The sequence below is a fragment of the Lysobacter sp. Hz25 genome, from assembly GCF_046097045.1.
Taxonomy (GTDB): Bacteria; Pseudomonadota; Gammaproteobacteria; order Xanthomonadales; family Xanthomonadaceae; genus Lysobacter; species Lysobacter antibioticus_B.
Map to the genome: position 1 here is coordinate 1,247,588 of NZ_CP175666.1, position 19,950 is coordinate 1,267,537.

Annotated in this window: 19 protein-coding genes; 7 read left to right on the forward strand and 12 right to left on the reverse strand. The window is 65.8% G+C overall.

Annotated features, from left to right (window positions below; genetic code table 11):
• Window positions 1–7: 7 nt before the first annotated feature.
• Entirely contained in the window at window positions 8–751 is a 744-nt protein-coding gene (locus ACKN61_RS05185) for a class I SAM-dependent methyltransferase (RefSeq protein ID WP_408952600.1), read from the forward strand.
• A 120-nt stretch (window positions 752–871) separates the two neighbouring features.
• A complete protein-coding gene (locus tag ACKN61_RS05190) occupies window positions 872–1,219 on the forward strand; it encodes a DMT family transporter (RefSeq protein ID WP_408952601.1) in 348 nt (115 codons plus the stop codon).
• A gap of 14 nt (window positions 1,220–1,233) precedes the next feature.
• On the opposite strand, the gene ACKN61_RS05195 is transcribed toward ACKN61_RS05190, so the two are convergent.
• The 10 genes from ACKN61_RS05195 to ACKN61_RS05240 form a co-directional block, all read right to left on the reverse strand.
• Entirely contained in the window at window positions 1,234–1,698 is a 465-nt protein-coding gene (locus tag ACKN61_RS05195; RefSeq protein WP_408952602.1) for an NUDIX domain-containing protein, read from the reverse strand.
• Complete coding sequence (locus ACKN61_RS05200) at window positions 1,695–1,856, reverse strand: hypothetical protein (RefSeq protein ID WP_408952603.1); 162 nt, start codon at window positions 1,854–1,856, stop codon at window positions 1,695–1,697. The genes ACKN61_RS05195 and ACKN61_RS05200 overlap by 4 nt, the downstream gene beginning before the upstream one ends.
• Before the next feature lie 231 nt (window positions 1,857–2,087).
• Window positions 2,088–4,241 (reverse strand): hypothetical protein, encoded by a 2,154-nt coding sequence (locus ACKN61_RS05205; RefSeq protein ID WP_408952604.1) that lies wholly within the window; start codon window positions 4,239–4,241, stop codon window positions 2,088–2,090.
• 62 nt (window positions 4,242–4,303) lie between these two features.
• Window positions 4,304–5,221 (reverse strand): glycosyltransferase family 2 protein, encoded by a 918-nt coding sequence (locus ACKN61_RS05210; RefSeq protein ID WP_408953761.1) that lies wholly within the window; start codon window positions 5,219–5,221, stop codon window positions 4,304–4,306.
• Between the two features lie 2 nt (window positions 5,222–5,223).
• On the reverse strand, window positions 5,224–6,342 hold the full coding sequence (locus tag ACKN61_RS05215) for a DegT/DnrJ/EryC1/StrS family aminotransferase (protein ID WP_408952605.1): 1,119 nt from the start codon (window positions 6,340–6,342) through the stop codon (window positions 5,224–5,226).
• A gap of 4 nt (window positions 6,343–6,346) precedes the next feature.
• Window positions 6,347–6,748: a GtrA family protein gene (locus tag ACKN61_RS05220; protein WP_408952606.1), complete on the reverse strand. Its 402-nt coding sequence runs from the start codon at window positions 6,746–6,748 to the stop codon at window positions 6,347–6,349.
• 10 nt (window positions 6,749–6,758) lie between these two features.
• On the reverse strand, window positions 6,759–7,382 hold the full coding sequence (locus ACKN61_RS05225) for a NeuD/PglB/VioB family sugar acetyltransferase (RefSeq protein ID WP_408952607.1): 624 nt from the start codon (window positions 7,380–7,382) through the stop codon (window positions 6,759–6,761).
• A gap of 233 nt (window positions 7,383–7,615) precedes the next feature.
• Window positions 7,616–8,557, reverse strand: a complete 942-nt coding sequence (locus ACKN61_RS05230; RefSeq protein ID WP_408952608.1) for an electron transfer flavoprotein subunit alpha/FixB family protein — start codon at window positions 8,555–8,557, stop codon at window positions 7,616–7,618.
• A complete protein-coding gene (locus ACKN61_RS05235) occupies window positions 8,557–9,303 on the reverse strand; it encodes an electron transfer flavoprotein subunit beta/FixA family protein (RefSeq protein ID WP_408952609.1) in 747 nt (248 codons plus the stop codon). Before ACKN61_RS05235 ends, ACKN61_RS05230 begins: the two co-directional genes overlap by 1 nt.
• Window positions 9,304–9,492: 189 nt before the next feature.
• A complete protein-coding gene (locus ACKN61_RS05240) occupies window positions 9,493–10,329 on the reverse strand; it encodes a D-hexose-6-phosphate mutarotase (protein WP_408952610.1) in 837 nt (278 codons plus the stop codon).
• A gap of 156 nt (window positions 10,330–10,485) precedes the next feature.
• Here ACKN61_RS05240 and ACKN61_RS05245 point away from each other — a divergent pair, with 156 nt between their 5' ends.
• Window positions 10,486–11,898, forward strand: coding sequence for a mannose-1-phosphate guanylyltransferase/mannose-6-phosphate isomerase (locus tag ACKN61_RS05245; protein WP_408952611.1), 1,413 nt, complete (start codon window positions 10,486–10,488; stop codon window positions 11,896–11,898).
• A gap of 103 nt (window positions 11,899–12,001) precedes the next feature.
• Here ACKN61_RS05245 and ACKN61_RS05250 read toward each other — a convergent pair whose 3' ends face one another.
• Window positions 12,002–12,913: a RimK family alpha-L-glutamate ligase gene (locus ACKN61_RS05250; RefSeq protein WP_408952612.1), complete on the reverse strand. Its 912-nt coding sequence runs from the start codon at window positions 12,911–12,913 to the stop codon at window positions 12,002–12,004.
• A 117-nt stretch (window positions 12,914–13,030) separates the two neighbouring features.
• Here ACKN61_RS05250 and ACKN61_RS05255 point away from each other — a divergent pair, with 117 nt between their 5' ends.
• The 3 genes from ACKN61_RS05255 (at window position 13,031) to ACKN61_RS05265 (ending at window position 17,209) form a co-directional block, all read left to right on the forward strand.
• On the forward strand, window positions 13,031–13,768 hold the full coding sequence (locus ACKN61_RS05255; RefSeq protein ID WP_408952613.1) for a CoA transferase subunit A: 738 nt from the start codon (window positions 13,031–13,033) through the stop codon (window positions 13,766–13,768).
• Window positions 13,769–14,044: 276 nt separating this feature from the next.
• Complete coding sequence (locus tag ACKN61_RS05260; protein WP_408952614.1) at window positions 14,045–14,677, forward strand: CoA transferase subunit B; 633 nt, start codon at window positions 14,045–14,047, stop codon at window positions 14,675–14,677.
• 279 nt (window positions 14,678–14,956) lie between these two features.
• Entirely contained in the window at window positions 14,957–17,209 is a 2,253-nt protein-coding gene (locus ACKN61_RS05265) for an FG-GAP-like repeat-containing protein (RefSeq protein WP_408952615.1), read from the forward strand.
• A 107-nt stretch (window positions 17,210–17,316) separates the two neighbouring features.
• On the opposite strand, the gene ACKN61_RS05270 is transcribed toward ACKN61_RS05265, so the two are convergent.
• A complete protein-coding gene (locus ACKN61_RS05270; RefSeq protein WP_408952616.1) occupies window positions 17,317–18,966 on the reverse strand; it encodes an electron transfer flavoprotein-ubiquinone oxidoreductase in 1,650 nt (549 codons plus the stop codon).
• Window positions 18,967–19,197: 231 nt separating this feature from the next.
• Between ACKN61_RS05270 and ACKN61_RS05275 the strand changes: the two genes are divergently transcribed.
• Window positions 19,198–19,791 carry an alpha-ketoglutarate-dependent dioxygenase AlkB family protein gene (locus ACKN61_RS05275; RefSeq protein WP_408952617.1) on the forward strand — a complete coding sequence of 198 codons (594 nt, stop codon included), beginning with the start codon at window positions 19,198–19,200 and terminating at the stop codon, window positions 19,789–19,791.
• Window positions 19,792–19,950 lie beyond the last annotated feature (159 nt).

Consider the following 19,950-nt stretch of genomic DNA (forward strand, 5'->3'; position numbering starts at 1 on the left):
TCTGGCAATGTCCGATGAGGCGCTTGCCGCCTTGTATGGCGAAGATTATTTCCACGGCGAGGAATACCGCGATTATGTCTCGGAAGAGGGCAGTCTGAAGGACAACTTCCGGCGCCGCATCGTGACCCTGCAGCAGTTGATTCCGGACCTGAAGAAAACCGACGTGTTCGAGGTGGGTTGCGCCTACGGTTTCTTTCTCGACGAGGTCAAGAACGACGTCGCCTCGGTCAAGGGCATCGATATTTCGAACGATGCGGTCGCTCATGCGCGGGCCCACAAAGGCGTGGACGCGATCGCCGGCAGTTACTCCGATTACGTCATGGAGCGTCCGGTCGGCCTGGTTGCGATGTGGGATACGGTCGAACACCTGCCGCGACCCGACTTGTTCATCCATAAGGCCGCACGCGATCTGCTGCCGGGCGGCTACATCGCCATCACCACCGGCGACATCGCCAGCCTGAACGCGCGTTTTCGCGGCAAACATTGGCGCATGATCCACCCGCCGACGCACCTGCATTATTTCTCGGTGGCGACGCTGAGCCGCATGCTCGAACGCAATGGTTTCGAAATCGTGCATGTCAGCCATCCGGGCAATGCGCGAAACTTGCGCTCGATCCTGCACTTCATCCTCGATTTGCGGATGGGATGGGGCGGGCTGTACCGCCGTATCGCCAATTGGCGGATCTTCGATCTGTCGATCTCGATGAACTTGTTCGACATTATGTTCGTCGTGGCTCGGCGCAAGGCCTGAGATAGTTCGTTCAGAGCCGGATGCGAGAGCACGCCGCCGGCTTCGTCGAGTTCGCCCGGACTCGGCATGTTTCACCACTGTCGCGCCAAACAGGTCGAGACGATGTTCAGAGGAATGCTGGTGCCACTGTTATTTTTGATCTATACCTCCCTCAGTGTGGGCGGCATGGTGTTGGTGAAATATGCACTGCCCGCGCTGAAGGCCAGTTGGGAGCAGCAACATCAATTCCTGAATCTGCCCGGCCTGTTGGTGGCGACCGGCGCCGCGATGTACGTGTTCAGTTTCCTGACCTGGATGGTGATCCTGGCGCGGGCGCCGCTGAGCACGGCCTATCCGATCGCGGTGGGTTTGGCGATTTCGATGTCCAGCCTGTGTGCGGTGTTCATCTTGAAGGAACAGTTGAGCGGGGTCGGGATGCTCGGGATCGCCTTGATCTTCGCCGGCGTAGTGCTGTTGACCAAGAGCTAAGCTTCCGCGAGCCGCTATACCAACGGTCCGCCGTTTTCCAGATAAGCCGGTATCAGTGCGCTGCGGGATAGCGCCCGCAGCCGTTTGGCGATGCTGGGGACCAGCAACGATTCGGCTTCGTCCAGGCTGCAGAAGCGGAATTCGATCAACTCGACCCGATCGATGCGGATTGCGCCGACGGCCTCTTCATCGAGCGGCGCGCACTCGAACAGTAGGTGCACGCTCTCGCTGAAGTCGGGGCCCGCACTCAGGTAGTCGACACAGAGCAGTCGTTGCGGCCGGACCCTTAGCGCCACTTCCTCCTGAATCTCGCGGTATAAGGCCTGCATCGGCGATTCGTCGTGTTCGACGATGCCGCCGGGCAACAGCCAACCGGCGCGGTAGGCGGGTTTGACGATCAGTATTTCGCCGCTGCCGTTGCGGATCAGGCCGCCGGCGGAGATGCGCTTCTTCGGGAACGAGGCGTCGAGAAGGTTCATGGTGTGCCCGGCGAAAACGATCCGAACTGCGCGCTAGGCCGGCGCCAGGGATCGTCCGACAGCTTGACTCCGGTACTGGTTGGGTCCGAGCCGCCCGGCGCGGCCTGAGCGAGGACGCCATGGCCCAGCACGCGCTCGTAACCGACGAGGATCTTCATCGTGCGGGACTCTTGCGAGGGGCGACCCGGAGCTTTCAACTCTAGCGGACACGGCCAAGCCGGGGCAATGCGCGTGGAGTTATCCGCCCATCGGTTTTGAGCGCCGATTCAGTGCGCTCTGGCCGGGCTCGCGAATTCCGCCAGTGCGCGCATCTACGCGTCCGGCCGAGCGCAGGCCTTGCCGACACGGTAAGAGTGCGGCCATGCACGGCGCGATATCGAAACGCAGCGTCAATGGCGGCTGACGGTTCCGCCACATAGCACCGGATCGGCGAAGAACAGCGAGAAGGCCAGCAGGCGCGGGTCGCCATTGCCGGGGGCGGCGGCGGCCGGCTCGGTCTTCAAGCGCACGGTGGTCCCAGCTCGGGGTAAAGCCAGCCGGAGGCGCGCCCGCGCCTCAGGACGGATGTCGGCCCGTGCGCGGCGCACGCCGTCCACCCACACCTCGACATGGCGCGGAACGACGGTGCCCAACTCCAGGTCCAGCGAGCAGCCGGACAGACCGCCGGCCACCGGAGCGACGATGATGGAGGCGTCGCCCGACGACCACATCAGCGATTTTCCGTCGGCCCGGTCTTCGGGCGGGTACCAACCCTGCCCAGGCGCCAGCAGCAGCTTCGGCTTGGCGGCGCCGGCAGTCTTCAGGGCATAGCCTGTCTGCGTCCCGTCGCCCGACACCACCGTGGCGAGGGGATGGGTCGCGGCGAGCTCCCGCAGGAATTCGTCGATCCATGGCGTGCGGCCGCGTTCGTCCACAACCACTCCGGCGTAACCCGCGGCTTCGAACAGGCGCACGGCTTCGACGGCGGGGAGGGTGGTCAGCATCGACAGCCAGTTCGAGGCCGCGCGCCCCTTCATGGCGCCGTAAGTCCAGTGCAGGTCTAGCCCGTGCAGATGGTTGCGAAATTGCGTGTAGTGGCCGATCGGGGTATTGGTTTCCGGGTACTCGAGGAACGGCAGTTGCAACACGTTCGCGCCAGATGGAAGCTGCCTGCGCAGGTCGGCCAAGAATTTTCGATCGCTGTCGAAACGCGCGATGGCAGCGGAGTTGCGTTGTTTGAGCATCCCGCGCCGGTCGGGCATCTGGTCCGGGATCGCGATCAGCACCATCAGCACGGCTGCTGCCGGCGCCAGCCAACGCCGGCCATACGAGGCCGCGGCCGTCTGCACGACAGAGGCCAATACGATCAGGGATGCAAAGCCGATCAGCGGCGATACGCGATTGACCGCGCGGATCTCCGGCGAAACGATCAGCGAGAACAGCGTGGCGAAACCTCCGATGGTCGCGAACAGGGTCATGACCGAGACGGCCATGGCGGCAAACTGCGCCTGCTGCGACAACCTGTGGCGTAGCGCGGGCAGCAGCAGTACCAACAGTGCCAGGCAGAAGCCGGCCGCGCCGATCAGGCCGAGCCCGGCGCTCGAGTTTTCCGTTTTAAGAGGCGCCACTGCATCGTACTTCTCCCTAAGTCCGGCGAAGGGGCCGAAGCGATGATTCGCAACGGGCAGCAACATCTGGGCGATCTTCAAACCGAACAGCTCGGTTTCCGCGGCAGAGCGGATGGCGACCCGCTCGTTGGGGCCGTTCTCCATGCGATACAGCACGGTGGGCAGCAACTGCAGCGAGGTGCAAACGACGATGACCGCGATCGACAGCAGCATTCGCCGCAGGCTCGAGACGGCTCGGAACTGCAGATAGCCGAGTATGCCGGCGGCGCCGATCAGCACGCAGGCGAAGAAGCCGGAGTAGATGCCGGTAGTGCCGATCCAGATCAGCATCGCGGTGCGCGCGGCGACCGATGCCCAGTGTCTTGTTCGCGAGCGTTCCGATGCGTTCGGGGCCGTGGGCAGATAGGTCCAGGTTGCGACCAGCAGCGTCAGCGCGTAAGCGGAATAGTTGTTGTAATAAAGGTGCTGCTCGCGCAGGAAATGAAACGGCAGCACCGAAAAGGCTATCGATACGGCAACCGATAACGCCAAGCCGATGCCGAGCCGCCTGGCGACGGCGAAGCCTGCCAATGCCGTCAGCGCCACGCCCAGCAGATAAATGCGGTTGTAGCGATGGCCGAAGTCGCCGGGCGCGGCCACCGCGTTCGCCATCGCGTGGTTGGCGTAGTCGGCATTGGGGAAGTCGAGATGGTCGGTGCCGATGGGGGCGCCGGCCAGATCGATGCGCGATAGGTTGCCCGCCTTCTGCGCTTCGAGCACGTAGGAATACTGCAACGCGTCGCCCTCGTACATGAACGGTACGTCCGCGCGGCCGTAGCTCATGCCCACGCCGTAGCGGCAGGCGACTACGGCGATCAGGACCGATATCAGGCAAGCGACGATGTTGATCGTCGCGAGCTGGCCGGATGGCGAGCGATGGAGGGCGAGACGGCTCATGGGGGCAGGCAGGCACTCGTTCGGGGGATCGTTCGCGGCACGCGCGCCGCGGCGGGAGCGGATTATCTTTGTTCGTCGATTACGTACAGAGGTTTGTCTTTGATCTCGTCGAGAATTCGCCAGAGGTATTCGCCGATGATGCCCAGCATGAACATCAGGATGCCGCCGATGACCAGCAGCGCGATCATGATCGGCGCCCAGCCGGCGAAGGGAGTGGCGTTCATCGTCCAGGCGATGACGATCACCGCCGCGTAGGCGACGCCGAGCAGAGCGAAGATGGCGCCGCACATCGACATGATGCGGATCGGCAGGTAGGAGCCATCGAGCAGGAAGTCGTAGAACAGCTTCATCTTCTTGCTGAAGTTGTACTGCGATTTGCCGACTTCGCGCTTGCGGCGCACGTAGGGCAGGTAAGTCGTTGTCAGGCCGGCCCATATCACGTCGCCCTGGTAGAAGCGGTTGCGCCCTCGGTAGCTGAGAAACAATTCCAGTGCGCGACGACTCATCAAGACGAAGTCGAAGCCGCCGGCCGGGATATCGGGGTTGGAGGCGCGCAGCGCGCCGTAGGCCAGACGCGAGAAGAACTTGGCGCCGAAAGAATCCTCGCGATCCTCGCGGAAGGCCACCACCACCTCCGAGCCGGCCAGCCATTTGTTGACCATGTCGACGGTGAGTTCCGCCGGATCCTGCAGGTCGGCCGACATGTTGATGATCGCGTCGCCGCTGGCGTACCGATAGCCCGCCACGATCGCCGCCAACTGGCCGAAATTCCGGCTGAAGCGGATGCGCCGGACGTTGGGGTCCAGCCGTGCCACTTCTTCGATCTCGGCCTGCGAGCCGTCCCGGGAACCGTCGTTGACGAAGATGATCTCGTAGCCGTGCGCGGCCAACGGCCCGCCCCGGTACAGCGCAACGATCGTCTCCCAGGTACGCTTGATCGAGCCTTCATTGTGATAGACCGGAATGACGTAGCTCACCATGCTCACAGCGAATCTCCTTGCAAGTGCGCCTGCGCCAGTGCCGCGCAGACGCGGGCGATGTCCTCGTCGGTCATGCCGATGAAGAAAGGAATGCCGAGGATGCGTTGGCCGATATCGTTCGCTACGTCCAGCGAGCCGGATATCTCGATATTGTGCAACGCCGGATGTGCACGCAAGGACGGCGAGTACCAGCGACGGCTCTGGATGCCCTGTTTCGCCAGGTGCTCGCTCCAGCGGGCGGCAGAGGCTCCAGAGGGCAGCAGGACGGGCAGCAGCGGATAGATGCCGTCGGCGGGTTTGGTCTGATAGCCCAGGAACGGACAGTTCTGAGCCAGTGCTTGGGCATAGCGGCCGCTCAAGTCGCGCCGGGCGCGCTTGGTGTCGTCCCATTGATCGAACGAGGCCAGGCCGATGGCAGCGTGGTACTCGCTCATCTTGCCGTTGGTGCCGATGGAGTCGAGCATCCCGATCGAGGTGTCGATCCCGAAATTGGAAAGCTTGCGGATATGTTTGATCCGCTCGAGCGAACGCGACAGCACCGCACCGCCCTCGGCGGTGCCGAAGGATTTGGTGGCATGGAAGCTGTACACGACATCGATCAGTTCGCCTGGGCCTTGGTTGCCGAAGGCGCCGGCCGCGTCCACCACCACCGGTAACGAGGTATCGCGAACGAAAGCATCCCATTCGGCGGTGTCGTGCGGGCAGGCGAAGGTCGAGACCGGGATGACCGCATCGATACGGCCGCTGGCAATGGCCGCGCGGGCCAATCGTGGGTTCAGCAGCCAACTGTGACGGTCCACGTCGGACAGCACCGGCGTCATTCCGACCCGAATGACCGAGGTCACGGTCGCCGCGAAGGTGATGGCTGGAATCAGGACGCGCGCTCCCGGCCGCAGCTTCAGCGCCTGCAGCGCGAGCTCGAGGCCGACGGTGCAATTGGAGACGGTCGTGACCTGCTCAGGCAGCCATTGCCGGCCCGCATCGGCGGCGATGCGGCGTTCGAACTCGGCGTTGAGCGGACCGAAATTGGTGTAGTGCCGGTTCTGATCGATCTGCCGTAGATACGGCAGCAGACTGTCCGCTTGCGGCATGTGGGGCACAAGCAAAGGAATGATGGTCATGGAGTCAGCCGGCGAACGAGTAATGCTTATGGACGAGATAGCTTGCGACCGTCGAGCCGACGATAAACAAAGCCTGGCCGAGCAGGGGGCTCGTGTCGGTCATCGCTACGAAGAGGGGGAGCAGGATCAGGTTCGCCGCGAATATGGCGCTGTTGCTGCCGAGGAACCGCAGGAACTGCCTGCGCCAATCGTGTTGGGCGCGTTGGAACACCAACAGGCGTTGGGTAAGGAACGACTGAGGCAAGGCGAGGCAGTAGGCGGCCACGACGGTTGCGGTCGGATGCCATGCCCGACCGAACAGCAGGTGCACGGCCACGAACGCCAAATAGCCGAACAGGGTGTTCCAGGCTCCGACGATCAGGAACCGTCGCTTTTCGGACCGCCAGGCGTGGCGCAGCCACTTCATCGGTGTGCGGTCAACCGATGGGTTTGAGGCGGGCGGGGTTGCCGATGTAGACGCCGCCGGCTTCCGCCAAGTCGCCCACGACTACCGCGCCCATGCCGACGATTACATCGGCAGCGACGGAGACTTTCTCGCGCAGGCAGCTGTTGGTGCCGAAGTATGAGCCGGCGCCTAGGAGGCAGTTGCCGCTGATGTTTACCGAGGGGGCCGTGGTCACGAAATCCCCGAGGCGGCTGTCGTGCCCGACGATCGTCGCCAGATTCAGGTTGACCTGCTGGCCGATGATCACGTCGCAAGTGACGATGCTGCCCGCGCAGACGATGCTGCCTTCGCCGACGCTACTGCTGCGATGGATGCGCGCATCGGGGTGCACCAAGGTCGGGTATCGGGTCTGCTTCGGCAGCGAGGACCGCATCTTGCGCCGTGCCTGCGGGGTGCCGACCGCTAGCACCAATTCAGTGGTGGCGGGATCGAAACGGCTGATGGGCTGGGTGGCGATGCCGGCGACGACGCGCTCGGTCCAGATGTCGTCGCTTTCGTACAGGGCCGCCACGCGGTCGCCCAAGCCCATGTCTTCCAGCAGCATCAAGACTTCGCGCGCGAAACCGCCACAACCATAAAGTGCGAGCTTTCTCATGCTGCCTGTTGAGTGCTGGAGTGGCGGCTAAGTGACATCGACGGGATGTTCATTGGGGCCCGGGTACGGTCGCGGACGCATGTCTGGCTGGCCAATCGCGAGTCTGGGACCATTTCCCGCATCCGTGCGTGACTGCCTTGCGTTTGCGCGTAAGCCGAGCCTTATAACAACCCCGCCGGCGCGGTCTTGCCGGCGGGTATCACGGTCCTGTTGAAAGCGGTCGCGAAGGCGGGTTAGCCCAGCGCCGCTTCCAGCTCCGGCAACAGCTTGAACAGGTCGCCGACCAGGCCGATGTCGGCGATCTCGAAGATCGGCGCTTCGCCGTCCTTGTTGATCGCGACGATGGTGCCGGCGTCCTTGATGCCGGTCAGGTGCTGGATCGCGCCGCTTATGCCGACGGCGACGTAGAGCTCCGGCGAGATGATCTTGCCGGTCTGGCCGACCTGCATCTCGTTGGGCACGTAGCCGGCGTCGACCGCGGCGCGCGAGGCGCCGACCGCCGCGCCAAGCTTGTCGGCGAAGTCGTAGATGATCTTGAAGTTGTCCGCCGAGCCCACGCCGCGGCCGCCGGAGACGACGCGCTTGGCGCTCTGCAGGTCGGGACGGTCGGACTTGCCGGCGGCCAGGCCGACGTAGCGGGTGTGGCTCGGCAGGGTCGCTTCGACCGAGGCGGCCTCGACCGAGGCGCTGCCGCCCTTCGCCGCTTCAGGCCACGACGCGGTACGCACGGTGGCGACCACGGTGTGGTCGGCCGGGGCTTCGACGGTGACGATGGCGTTGCCGGCGTAGATCGGGCGCTTGAAGGTGTGGCTGCCTTCGACGGCCATGACGTCGGAGACCTGGGCCACGCCGAGCAGGGCGGCGACGCAGGGCAGGAGGTCCTTGCCGAAGGTGGTGCTGGGGCCGAACACGTGGCTGTAGCCCTTGGCCAGCGCGGCGACCTGCGGTGCGAGCACCTGCGCGATCGCGTTGGCGTTGGCGGCGTTGGCGATGGTCAGCACCTTGGCGACGCCGGCGATCTGCGCGGCTTCGGCGGCGACCGCGGCCGGGTCGGCAGCGAGCACGACGATGTCGATGGAGTCCGGCTTCAGCGCTTGCGCGGCCGACACGCACTTGGCGGTCGACGCGTTGAGCTTGCCGTTGAGATGTTCGGCGACGATCAGAACTTTGCTCATTACAGCAGCCCCTTAGCCTTGAGTGCGGCGACCAGTTCGGCCGCGTCCTTGACCATCACGCCCTTGCTGCGCTTCGGCGGCGGCGCGTAATGGGTGGTCTTGAGCGTGTCGCCGGTGTCGACGCCGAGGTCGGCGAAGGCGATGGTCTCCAGCGGCTTGCTCTTGGCCTTCATGATGTCCGGCAGCTTGATGAAGCGCGGCTCGTTGAGGCGCAGGTCGGTGGTGATCACCGCCGGCAGATCGACTTCCAGCGTTTCCAGGCCGGCGTCGACTTCGCGCGTCACCGTGGCCTTGCCGTCGGCAACCTCAAGCTTGGAGGCAAAGGTTGCCTGCGGGCGGCCCCACAGCGTGGCCAGCATCTGGCCGGTCTGGTTGGCGTCGTCATCGATGGCCTGCTTGCCGAGGATGACGATGTCCGGCTGTTCCTTCTCGATCAGCTTGAGCAGGGCGCGCGCGGCGGTCAGCGGCTGGATCGGCTGGTCCGAAACCACGTGCACGGCGCGGTTGGCGCCCATGGCCAGGCCGTTGCGCAAGTGCGCCTGGGCGTCGGCCGGGGCGATCGTCGCGACCACGACCTCGGTGGCGATGCCCTTGTCGCGCAGGCGCAGGGCTTCTTCCAGGGCGATTTCGTCGAAGGGGTTGGCCGACAGCTTGACGCCGTCGGTGACCACGCCGGAGCCATCCGGCTTGACCTGAATGCGGACGTTGTAGTCCACCACGCGCTTGTAACCGACGAGAATCTTCATCGTGCGGGGATTCCTTGTGGGGTGCTGGGCCAGGAGCGGCCGAGAGCCCACGATTCTAGCGGAGACGGCCGGCCCACGCAGGAGCGAAGACTCTAGAAACGCGGTGGGCTCGGCCGCGCCCGACGGGGGCTTCCCAGGCCTGGATCGTCCGCCGCCAGCGCCCGAGAGGCGTGCGGTCGGGGCGACGGCTCAGGCGTCCGCCCGTGCCTCGACCACCAGGGTCTGTGCACCGGTCCAGGACTGTTCCGGTTCGAGCCGGATTGGGACCAGCACCGCGGCGGCTTCGACGCAGACGAAACGGTGGTACTCCTCGGCGCCGAGATCGCTCATGCCGGCGGCGAGGGCCCGGCCTGGGTTCCAGACCACGACGTCGCTGAAGCCCTCGGCTTCGAGCCGCAGCAGTTCCTCGCCGTCGGTCAGGCGCAGCGGCCTGCGAACATCCGGGTAGATGCGATCGAGCTCGGCTTCGAAACGCACCGGAGCGTCGTCGGGCTCGCACTGCAACCCCTGCCGGGTCGAGTCCAGGTAGGGCCGGTCTTCGAGCCCATGCACGAGGGTGCCGGCGACATCGGCCACGCGCAGGTAGGTGTGCAGGGCGGCGGTGAACTCGAATGCCTCGTCGCCGCGGTTGCGGATGCTCAGTGCGGTGCGCAGCCGGTCCAACGCGGGTTCGACGCTGAGCTCGGCGACGAAGCGGTGCGGCCACGACGCCCGCGTCGTCTCGTCGTCGGCGAAGCGGAACAGCAGGCGTTCGGGCCCGGTCTCGACGGCATCCCACGCGCAGGTCCGGGCGAAGCCATGGCGCGGTCCGGGGCCGCGTTCGGCGAACTGCGGAAAGATCACCGGGATGCCGCCGCGGATCGCCTTGCCGGCGCCGAAGCTGGCATGCGGGCTGAGGTACAGGCGCTCGCGCCCGCGGCAGCGCCACGACAGCACGTGGGCGCCGAAAGCGGTGGCTTCGACCGTCGATCCCGAAGATCCGGCAGGGCTCAGGGACAGCGGCGAGGCGATCGGAGCATTGGTCATGGCGTCCTTTCCTGGCTGCGCGATGGGTGGTCCGTACCGGACGCTACGGCTCATTTTAACGGCCCCGGGCCAGCTCCGGTTAAGTGCCGTGAAGCCTGATGGCGGGGCGTTCGGCTATTCTTAGCGCCCTTTCCCGTTCCGAAATCTGGAGCCAGGATGCTTCATCCCGTCGTTCTCAGCGGTGGCAGCGGTTCGCGCCTGTGGCCGCTTTCGCGCCAGAATCAACCCAAGCAGTTCCTCACGCTGATCGGCGATCACTCGCTGTTCCAAGAGACCATTCTGCGCGCCAACGCCTTGCCCGATGCCGGTGCGCCGGTCACGGTTTGCGCCGAGGACCACCGTTTCATGGTCGGCGAGCAACTGCAGGCCATCGGTGTCGCCAACGGCGCCATCCTGCTCGAGCCGATCGCGCGCAACACCGCGCCGGCGATCGCCCTGGCCGCGCTGCATCTGGTTGCGAAAGAGCCGGAGGCGACCATGCTGGTGCTGCCGGCCGATCACTTGATCGAAGACGTGCAGGCCTTCCGCGATGCCGTCGCGCGTGCGGCGGCGCTGGCCGATCAGGATTGGCTGGTCACCTTCGGCATCCATCCGGACTATCCGGAGACCGGCTACGGTTACATCGCCCGGGGCGAGTCCCTCGGCGAGGGCGGTTACCGGGTCAGTCGTTTCGTCGAGAAGCCCGACCTGGCCACGGCCGAGGGCTATCTGGCCCAAGGCACCTATGCCTGGAACTCGGGCATGTTCCTGTTCAAGGCCCAGCGTTTCATCGACGAACTCGGCCGTCATGCGCCGGGCATCCTGAGCGCGGCGCGTGCAGCCTACGCGCAGGCGCAGACCGACCTGGACTTCATCCGCGTCGGCAAGGAGGCGTTCGCCGCCAGCCCGAACGATTCGATCGACTACGCGGTGATGGAGAAGACCGACCGCGCCGCGGTGGTGCCGGTCAGCTGCGGATGGAGCGATATCGGCTCCTGGTCGTCGCTGTGGTCGGTGGCCGAGCGCGACGAAGACGGCAACCGCTACGAAGGCGATGTGATCTCGGTCGACACCACCGGCAGCCTGGTGCGCGCCTCCGAGCGCCGCATGATCGCCACCATCGGCGTCGAGGACCTGGTCATCGTCGACACGCCCGACGCGACCCTGGTCGCGCGCAAGGACCGGGTGCAGGACGTCAAGACCATCGTCGACAAGCTCAAGCAGGCCGGTCGCCAGGAGCACCTGTTCCACCGCAAGGTCTACCGCCCCTGGGGCAACTACGATTCGATCGACATGGGCGAGCGTTTCCAGGTCAAGCGCATCGTGGTCAAGCCCGGCGGTGTGCTGAGCCTGCAGAAGCACCACAAGCGCGCCGAGCACTGGATCGTGGTCTCCGGCGTGGCCGAGGTGACCTGCGACGACAAGGTGTTCGATCTGCACGAGAACCAGAGCACCTACATCCCGCTCGGCAGCGTCCATCGCCTGCGCAATAACGGCACCGAGCCGGTCGAGTTGATCGAGGTGCAGTCGGGCGCGTATCTGGGCGAGGACGACATCGTCCGCCTCGAGGACGTGTACGGGCGTTCGTAAGCGGCCCGTCGCGTCCGCGCATGAAAAAACCGGCCGCGAGGCCGGTTTTTTCTTTGCGGCGCCGTGCCTGCGAGGCCGGTGCCGCCGCCGCGGATCGGCCGGCTCAGTCGACCTGCAGCGTCGCCAGCAATTCGGCCAGCACTTCGGCGAAACGCTCGGCGCTGCCTTGTGCGTGAGCGAAGAACAGCGAGGGTTCGCACAACTCCAGCTCCAGCAACTGCGGCCGGCCTTCCCCGTCGCGGATCAGGTCGACGCGGGCGTACGGCAACGGCTCTTCGAGATCGAGCCGCGCCGTCATCGCGGTCAGCGCATGCAGGGCGACCCTGCGTTCGTCGTCGCCGGCCTCGCGCGCGGTGATGCGTTCGACCGCGCGCAGGTTCAAGGCATCCTCGCGTTGCAGCATCGCGCCTTTGCGGATGGCGTGACTGAACACGCCGTTGAAATGCATCAGCGCGGTCTCGCCGTCGCGATCGACCGAGGCCAGATAGGGCTGCAGCATCGCGCTGCGGCCCTCGTCGAGCAGGCGCGCGAGGTGATTGGCCGCGGCGAATTCCTGCGCGCGCGCATAACGCTGGGTGTCGCGCGAGCCGGCGCTGATCGCCGGCTTGACCACGAATTCGTCGGCGTCCGGATAGGCGGCGAGAAACTCCTGCAGGGCCGGCAGCGCATCCATGTCGGGTTCGACGAACGCGCTCGGCACCACCGGCACGCCGCGCGCGGCCAGGTCGGCCAGATAATGCTTGTCGGTATTCCAGCGCACCACCGGCCAGGGATTGAGCAGGCGCGTGCACGCGTCGACGCGTTCGCACCAGGCCAGGAATTCGTCGAGGCGTTCGGTGTAGTCCCAGGGCGAGCGCAGCAGTACGGCGTCGTATCGTGCCCAGGCCACGCTGGGGTCGTCCCAGGCGCGGATCTCGGCGGCGATGCCGCGTGCGGCACAGGCCTGGAGCAGGGGCGACAGGTCGTCGTCCTGCCCGGCGGCGGCGATGGCGGTGACCAGGGCGAGTCGGCTCATGTCGCAAGTCTAGCGTCGGCACACGATCGGGGCATTGTCGCGGTATTGCCCGAAAGTCCGCTACGTCCGGACCCGGCCGCAGGCTAAACTGCGCCCATCCCGCAAAGGAGTTGTCCCATGGCCGAGGCCATCGCCGCGACGCCCACCGGCGCCGCGAAGAGCAAGCTGTACCCCAGTGCGAAACAAGCCCTGCAGGACGTGGTGGCGGACGGGCAGACCCTCGCCGTCGGCGGCTTCGGCCTATGCGGCATTCCCGAGGCTCTGATCGGCGCGCTGCGCGACAGCGGCGTCAAGGGCATCACCGCGATCTCCAACAACGCCGGCGTCGACGGTTTCGGCCTGGGCCTGCTGCTGGAAACTCGCCAGATCAAGAAAATGATCTCGTCCTACGTCGGCGAGAACAAGGAATTCGAGCGCCAGTTCCTGTCCGGCGAACTCGAACTCGAATTCAATCCGCAGGGCACCCTGGCCGAGCGCCTGCGTGCCGGCGGCGCCGGCATCCCGGCCTTCTTCACCCGCACCGGCTACGGCACCGTGGTGGCCGACGGCAAGGAGACGCGCGAGTTCGACGGCCATCACTACGTCATGGAAACCGCGCTCAAAGCCGACGTGTCGCTGGTCAAGGCGTGGAAGGCCGACAAGGCCGGCAACCTGGTGTTCCGCAAGACCGCGCGCAACTTCAACCCGGCCTGCGCGATGGCCGGCAAGGTCTGCATCGCCGAAGTCGAGGAACTGGTCGAAGTCGGCGCGATCGATCCCGATCACGTGCACCTGCCGGGTATCTACGTCGATCGGATCGTCGTCAATGCGACGCCGGAGAAGCGCATCGAGCAGCGGACGGTGCGGGCTGGGTGAGTGGGCGGGCCGTATTGACCTTATGCGCGTCTTTGCGATCGATGCGCTTAGGTTGGAGCGGTCGCTGCGGCTCGCACGCCGGTTTTCTGCCTCGTCGATTTCGATGCGCCCAGCTATACGGGAAAAACTCTCGGAGCCGATCGTCGCAAACCGATTTTCTCCGTAGTCGATTCGATACATTCAGCTATACGGGAAAAGCTTCCGGAGCCTGTCGCCGTAAACCGGCTTTCTCCGTCGGCACTTCAATTGCGTCCACCTATACAGGAAGAATTATCAATGTCTTGGTCCCGCGATGAAATGGCGCAGCGCGCCGCGCAGGAACTCACCGATGGCGCCTACGTCAACCTCGGCATCGGCCTGCCGACGCTGGTCGCCAACTTCATTCCCGACGGCATGGACGTATGGCTGCAGTCCGAGAACGGCCTGCTCGGCATCGGTCCGTTCCCGACCGAAAGCGAGATCGACGCCGACCTCATCAACGCCGGCAAGCAGACCGTGACCGCGCGCCAGGGCGCGAGTTACTTCGGCAGCCACGACAGCTTCGCGATGATCCGCGGCGGTCATATCGACCTGGCGATCCTCGGCGCAATGCAGGTCACCGACAAGGGCGACCTGGCCAACTGGATGGTGCCCGGCAAGATGGTCAAGGGCATGGGCGGCGCGATGGATCTGGTCGCCGGCGTCAAGCGCGTGGTCGTGCTGATGGAGCACAGCGCCAAGAACGGCGAGCACAAGATCCTGCCCGAATGCACGCTGCCGCTGACCGGCCTGGGCGTGGTCAATCGCATCATCACCGAGCTCGCGGTCATGGACGTGACCGAGCGCGGTCTGGTGCTGGTCGAGACCGCTCCCGGGGTGAACGAAGACGAACTGCGCACGAAGACCGGCGTGCCGCTGCTGACCGCCTGAATAGCCTGGGGGCGGCCTCGCGAGAGGCCCGCCCTAGCGGCTCGCTGCAAAATTGTGACCTGGTTCTCGATTAGTTTTTCGTGCGTTTGGGATCAGCATTGAAGTATCCGCGCTGCGGATGCAGGATGCGGCGCTGCTTTTATCTGGCTGATCGCGATGCGCAATTTGGTTTTCCTGGGGATGCTGGCGCTGTTCTTGGCCGGCTGCTCGTCATCCGACTCCGGTTCTTCCTCAGTCGCTCCAGGGCTAGCGAGCGCAGCGGCGACGTCCGCTCCGCCAATGCGTTCGGCAACGAGCCCATTCGCAGATCCGGTATCGGCACGGCTTGCGACGCGCCGCATCGCCGCTGCCGGCTTCGCACGTCTTCCCGATCGCGGCGACCTGACCGCTTATCCGACCAAGCAGCCGGTCGTTTCGGACGGCGCCTATACCTGGCACCGCGTCGAATTGAGCGAGCAGCACGCGCTTGCCGCGATCATCGGCGGCCATCTGCGCATCACCACGCCCTCCGGCGAAAAACTCGACTTCCGTTACGAGCGCCACGTCGAGCATCCGAGCGGCGACTGGACCTGGGTCGGACGCATCGACCGCGGCGGCCTCGCCCAAGAGGCCATCATCACTTTCGGCGAACGCGCGGTATTCGGCAGCATCGCCCAGCCCGGCAAGCCCGCACTCAAGTTGACCTTGCGCGACGGCAAGTCGTGGTTGGTCGAGACCGATCCGGCCAAGCTGGCGCTGATCGAAAATTCGATCGGTCCCGATCATGCCGACGACTATCTGATACCGACCGCGGCGGCGAATGCATCGAGTCTCGCGCCGACGAGCGCTTCGATCGGCGCCGCGGCGACCGCGGCCGACGGCCAGGTCCTGGTCGATGTCCTGGTCGGCTACAGCGACGGTTTCGCCAACGGTCTGGGCGGCCCCTCCCAAGCCGTGACCCGCCTGAACTATCTGGTGGAAGTGACCAATCAGGCCTACGTCAACAGCCAGATCACTTCGCGCATCCGCATGGTCCACGCCATGCAGGTCAACTACCCGGACGACTCCGACAACGGCGGCGTGCTGGAAAAGATGACCGGCACGCGCACGACGCCGGTCGATCCCGCCTTCAATGCATTGCGTGCGGCACGCGAGCAATACGGCGCCGACCTGGTGTCGTTCGTGCGCAAGTACGATCGCGCCGCGCAGGACGGTTGCGGCATCGCCTGGCTGCTCGGCGGTAATCAGCAGCCGATCAGCGCGTCGTCGGCGACCAACGGTTACTCCGTCGTCGGCGATGGGCGCCAGAACGATGGCGGCACGACCTATTTCTGCCGCGACGAAACCTTCGCGCACGAGCTGGGCCACAACATGGGCGCGCAGCACGATCGCGATACGGCGTCATCCAGCGGCACCCTGCAGTACGGCGCGTACGCCTATTCGTTCGGCTACAGGGCCGGTGCGGTCACCGGCAACTTCTACGACATCATGGCTTACGGCGATCCGGGCCAGACCTCGTATCGCGTGTTCTCGAACCCGCGCATCAGCACCTGCGGCGGCTACGCCTGCGGTGTCGTCGGCCAGGCCGATACCGCCCAAACCCTCAACCAGACCCAGCCGATCATCGCCACCTTCCGCGCCACGGTCGTACCTCCGGTGCCGATTGCCCCGCAGTTTCCGGAGCTGATCGATGCGCGCGCCCAGGACGTGAATGGCGACGGCCGCTCCGACCTGCTTTGGCGTCTCGATGCCAAGACCGACTGGGCGTATTGGACGATGAACGGCGGCAGCAAGACCGGCGGCGCCGGCTATTCGGTCGGACCGACCTGGAGCGTCGTGGCCACGGGCGATTTCCGCGGCGACGGACGCATGGACCTGATCTGGACCGACGGTATCCAGATGCAGATGTGGGAAGGCAACGGCACTGCGTTCGCCGGCGGCGTCATGCGCACCTATCCCGCCGGCTATCGAGTGATCGCGGTCGGCGACGTCAACGGCGACGGCCGCACCGATCTGGTGTGGCGCGACGAAGCCAACTCGCTGATCAGCATTTGGCTGATGAATGGTCCGGAGATTTCCGGCAGCAGCGTGCATGCGACGTCTCCCGCATGGCGCGTGCTCGGCAGCGGCGACCTGAGCGGCGACGGACGCCTGGACCTGATCTGGACCGACGGTACGTCGATGCAGTTGTGGGCAGGCCGAGTTGGCGGGGGGTACGCGGGTCTGGACATGGGCGGCTACCCCACGGGATGGGCTTTGTTCGGTGTGGTCGATATCGACGGCGACGGCAAGGACGACGTGCTGTGGCGTCATCAGCCGACGGGCCAGGTCGCGTATTGGCGCATGGACGGCGGCACGCGCCTGTCCGGTGCGGGCTTCAACGCATCGACGGCGTGGCGGCCGATCCAGGTCGGCGATTGGAACGGCGACGGCCGTGGCGACATCGTCTGGAGCGACGGTCAGTCGATGCAGATCTGGGCATGGAATGGGACGACTTTCGCGGGACAGGCATTGCCGGGCTACCCGGTCGGCTGGAGCCTGATTCGTCGCTGACCTCATACGCATGGCCGGAGCCGGTCATGCGTGGACCTAGGAAGTACGGGCAGGCGGCGTCATGCGACGCCGCTGCCTCATGAGCGCCGCGCAGGCGGCGCCAGACCTCAGAGGTTCTGGTAATTCGGCCCCGAGCCGCCTTCCGGGGTGACCCAGTTGATGATCTCGTACGGGTCCTTGATGTCGCAGGTCTTGCAGTGCACGCAGTTCGCCGAGTTGATCTGCAGGCGCTTGGCGCCGGCCTCTTCGACGATCTCGTAGACGCCGGCCGGGCAGAAGCGCGTGCAGGGGTTGCCGTATTCCTCGGCGCACTGGGTAATGCAGATGTTGGTGTCGGCGACCTTGAGGTGCACCGGCTGGTCTTCGTCGTGCTCGGTGGCGGCGAAGTACACCGAGGCGAGGCGATCGCGCGGCGCCAGGCTGCGATCCACATAATCGCGCTTGGGCTTCTCGGCCTCGCCGAGCTTCTGCAACGACGACCAGTCGGCCTTGTTCTTCAAGGTCCACGGCGAAAGTCCGCCGGTGACGGTTTCCCAGGCGGCGTTGAGCATGCCGAACCACAGGCCGCGCTTGAACGCGGGCTTGATGTTGCGGACCTTCTTGAGCTCGGCCATCGCATCGGAAGCGCGCAGCTTGGCGTCGAAACCTTCGCTGCTCAGCGACTGCGCCAGGTGTTCGGCGGCGAGCATGCCGGAGCGGATCGCCTGGTGGGTGCCCTTGACCTTGGGCACGTTGAGCAGGCCGGCGGTGTCGCCGATCAGCAGCGCGCCGGGCATCTCGACCTTGGGCAGCGACTGATAACCGCCGGTGACGATCGCGCGCGCGCCGGCCGAGACCAGGTTGCCGCCTTCCAGCAGCGGCTTGACCATCGGGTGGTTCTTCCATTGCTGGAAGGCCTCCCACGGCTTGTAGTCGGGGTCGCGGTAATCCAGGCCGCTGACGTAGCCGAGCGCGATGCGGCCCTTGTCGAGGTGATACAGGAAGCTGCCGCCGTAGGTGTGGCTGTCGGCCGGCCAGCCGAAGCCGTGCACGATCTTGCCGGGGCTGACCCGGTCTTCCGGCACCTGCCACAGTTCCTTGATGCCGATCGAATAACCCTGCGGGTCGCTGTCGGCATCGAGCTTGAAGCGCTTGATCAGGCGCTTGGTCAGATGGCCGCGCGCGCCTTCGGCGAACACGGTGACCTTGGCGCGGATGTCGATGCCGGCGGTGAAGCCGGACTTGTGGCTGCCGTCCTTGGCGATGCCCATGTCGCCGATGCGCACGCCGGCGACGCGGCCGTCGGGGTCGTGCAGGGTCTCGGCGGCGGCGAAGCCGGGGTAGATCTCGACGCCGAGGGCTTCGGCCTGCGGCGCCAGCCAGGCGCACATCGCGCCGAGGCTGACGATGACGTTGCCCTGGTTGTGCATGCCCGGCGGCACCGGCAGCTTGCGCCCGCCGGTCTTGCTGAGCAGCCAGAACTCGTCGTCGGTGGCCGGCACGCAGATCGGCGGCGGGTTGTCGCGCCAGTTCGGCAGCAGCGCGTCCAGCGGCCCGGTCTCGATCACCGCGCCGGACAGGATGTGCGCACCGATGGTGCTGGATTTTTCGATCACGCAGACCGACAGCTCCGGATTGAGCTGCTTGAGCCGGATCGCGAACGACAGCCCGGCCGGGCCGGCGCCTACGGTGACGACGTCGTACTCCATGACGTCGCGTTCGATTTCGATGGCTGGCGTGTCGGACGGCTGGACCGTATCGATCGGCTGTTCGCTCATGCTGGCGGGACTCTGGCGTGCGATCCGCATATTGTCGCGGGTTTGCGGTGGCAGCGCCAAATGTGACCCTGTCGGCGCCGCGCGGCGCCGGTGTTTGAAACGCTTTGCGTACTGTTGCGCACGCGTTCCCGGACGTTCGCGGCGAGGGGCGTATGGAGGCCAGGCGATGGCCGCCGGGCGGGCGCAAGATCCGGATCGCGAGGCCCGCGCGACGCGTGCTAGCGTGCCGCCATGCCCTTGCAACGCCTGCCTCTGGAAGACGCCGAACTGGCTTTCGATCCGCACTGGCTGGAGCGCGCCGCCGCCGATGCCCTACACGCCGCCCTGGTCGAAGACATCCGCTGGGAGGTACACCGCATCCGCCTGTTCGGGCGCGAGCACGATTCGCCGCGGCTCAGCAGTTGGATCGGCGACCCCGAGGCGCACTACCGTTACTCCGGCGCCGACTTCCGTCCGTATCCCTGGCCCGCTGCGCTGGCGCCGATCCGCGAGCGGCTGACGCGCGAGCTCGGGGTCGGCTTCAACAGCGTGCTCGCCAATCGCTACCGCAATGGCCGCGATGCGATGGGCTGGCACAGCGACGACGAGCGCGAGCTCGGGCCGAGGCCGGTGATTGCGTCCTTGAGCCTCGGGGCGACGCGCCGCTTCGCGTTCAAGCATCGGCGCCGCGCGGAGTTGAAGGGCGCTTTGGAACTGGGGCACGGCAGTTTGCTGGTGATGTCGGGGCCGACCCAGGCGAATTTCCGCCATGCGTTGCCGCGCACGGCGCGGCCGGTGGGCGAGCGGATCAACCTGACGTTCCGGGTGATCGGGCCGCGGGTTTGACAGGGCCTCGGTTCTGTGCGGGTGACGCAGTCGGCGCGTTGGCGCGATCGCGGCTCGCGCCGCTCCTGCCCAAGAGCAAGAGCCAGCCGAATCCAACCGAAGCGCCTTGTAGGAGCTGCGCAAGCTGCGCCCGCGAATCCGCAACTACGACGCGACTGA

Coding starts and splice junctions, on each gene's coding strand:
- ACKN61_RS05185 (WP_408952600.1), top strand. CDS start 8: ATGTCCGATGAGGCGCTTGCCGCCTTGTATGGCGAAGATTATTTCCAC.
- ACKN61_RS05195 (WP_408952602.1), bottom strand. CDS start 1,698: ATGAACCTTCTCGACGCCTCGTTCCCGAAGAAGCGCATCTCCGCCGGC.
- ACKN61_RS05200 (WP_408952603.1), bottom strand. CDS start 1,856: ATGAAGATCCTCGTCGGTTACGAGCGCGTGCTGGGCCATGGCGTCCTC.
- ACKN61_RS05205 (WP_408952604.1), bottom strand. CDS start 4,241: ATGAGCCGTCTCGCCCTCCATCGCTCGCCATCCGGCCAGCTCGCGACG.
- ACKN61_RS05210 (WP_408953761.1), bottom strand. CDS start 5,221: ATGGTGAGCTACGTCATTCCGGTCTATCACAATGAAGGCTCGATCAAG.
- ACKN61_RS05215 (WP_408952605.1), bottom strand. CDS start 6,342: ATGACCATCATTCCTTTGCTTGTGCCCCACATGCCGCAAGCGGACAGT.
- ACKN61_RS05220 (WP_408952606.1), bottom strand. CDS start 6,748: ATGAAGTGGCTGCGCCACGCCTGGCGGTCCGAAAAGCGACGGTTCCTG.
- ACKN61_RS05225 (WP_408952607.1), bottom strand. CDS start 7,382: ATGAGAAAGCTCGCACTTTATGGTTGTGGCGGTTTCGCGCGCGAAGTC.
- ACKN61_RS05230 (WP_408952608.1), bottom strand. CDS start 8,557: ATGAGCAAAGTTCTGATCGTCGCCGAACATCTCAACGGCAAGCTCAAC.
- ACKN61_RS05235 (WP_408952609.1), bottom strand. CDS start 9,303: ATGAAGATTCTCGTCGGTTACAAGCGCGTGGTGGACTACAACGTCCGC.
- ACKN61_RS05240 (WP_408952610.1), bottom strand. CDS start 10,329: ATGACCAATGCTCCGATCGCCTCGCCGCTGTCCCTGAGCCCTGCCGGA.
- ACKN61_RS05245 (WP_408952611.1), top strand. CDS start 10,486: ATGCTTCATCCCGTCGTTCTCAGCGGTGGCAGCGGTTCGCGCCTGTGG.
- ACKN61_RS05250 (WP_408952612.1), bottom strand. CDS start 12,913: ATGAGCCGACTCGCCCTGGTCACCGCCATCGCCGCCGCCGGGCAGGAC.
- ACKN61_RS05255 (WP_408952613.1), top strand. CDS start 13,031: ATGGCCGAGGCCATCGCCGCGACGCCCACCGGCGCCGCGAAGAGCAAG.
- ACKN61_RS05260 (WP_408952614.1), top strand. CDS start 14,045: ATGTCTTGGTCCCGCGATGAAATGGCGCAGCGCGCCGCGCAGGAACTC.
- ACKN61_RS05265 (WP_408952615.1), top strand. CDS start 14,957: ATGCGTTCGGCAACGAGCCCATTCGCAGATCCGGTATCGGCACGGCTT.
- ACKN61_RS05270 (WP_408952616.1), bottom strand. CDS start 18,966: ATGAGCGAACAGCCGATCGATACGGTCCAGCCGTCCGACACGCCAGCC.
- ACKN61_RS05275 (WP_408952617.1), top strand. CDS start 19,198: ATGCCCTTGCAACGCCTGCCTCTGGAAGACGCCGAACTGGCTTTCGAT.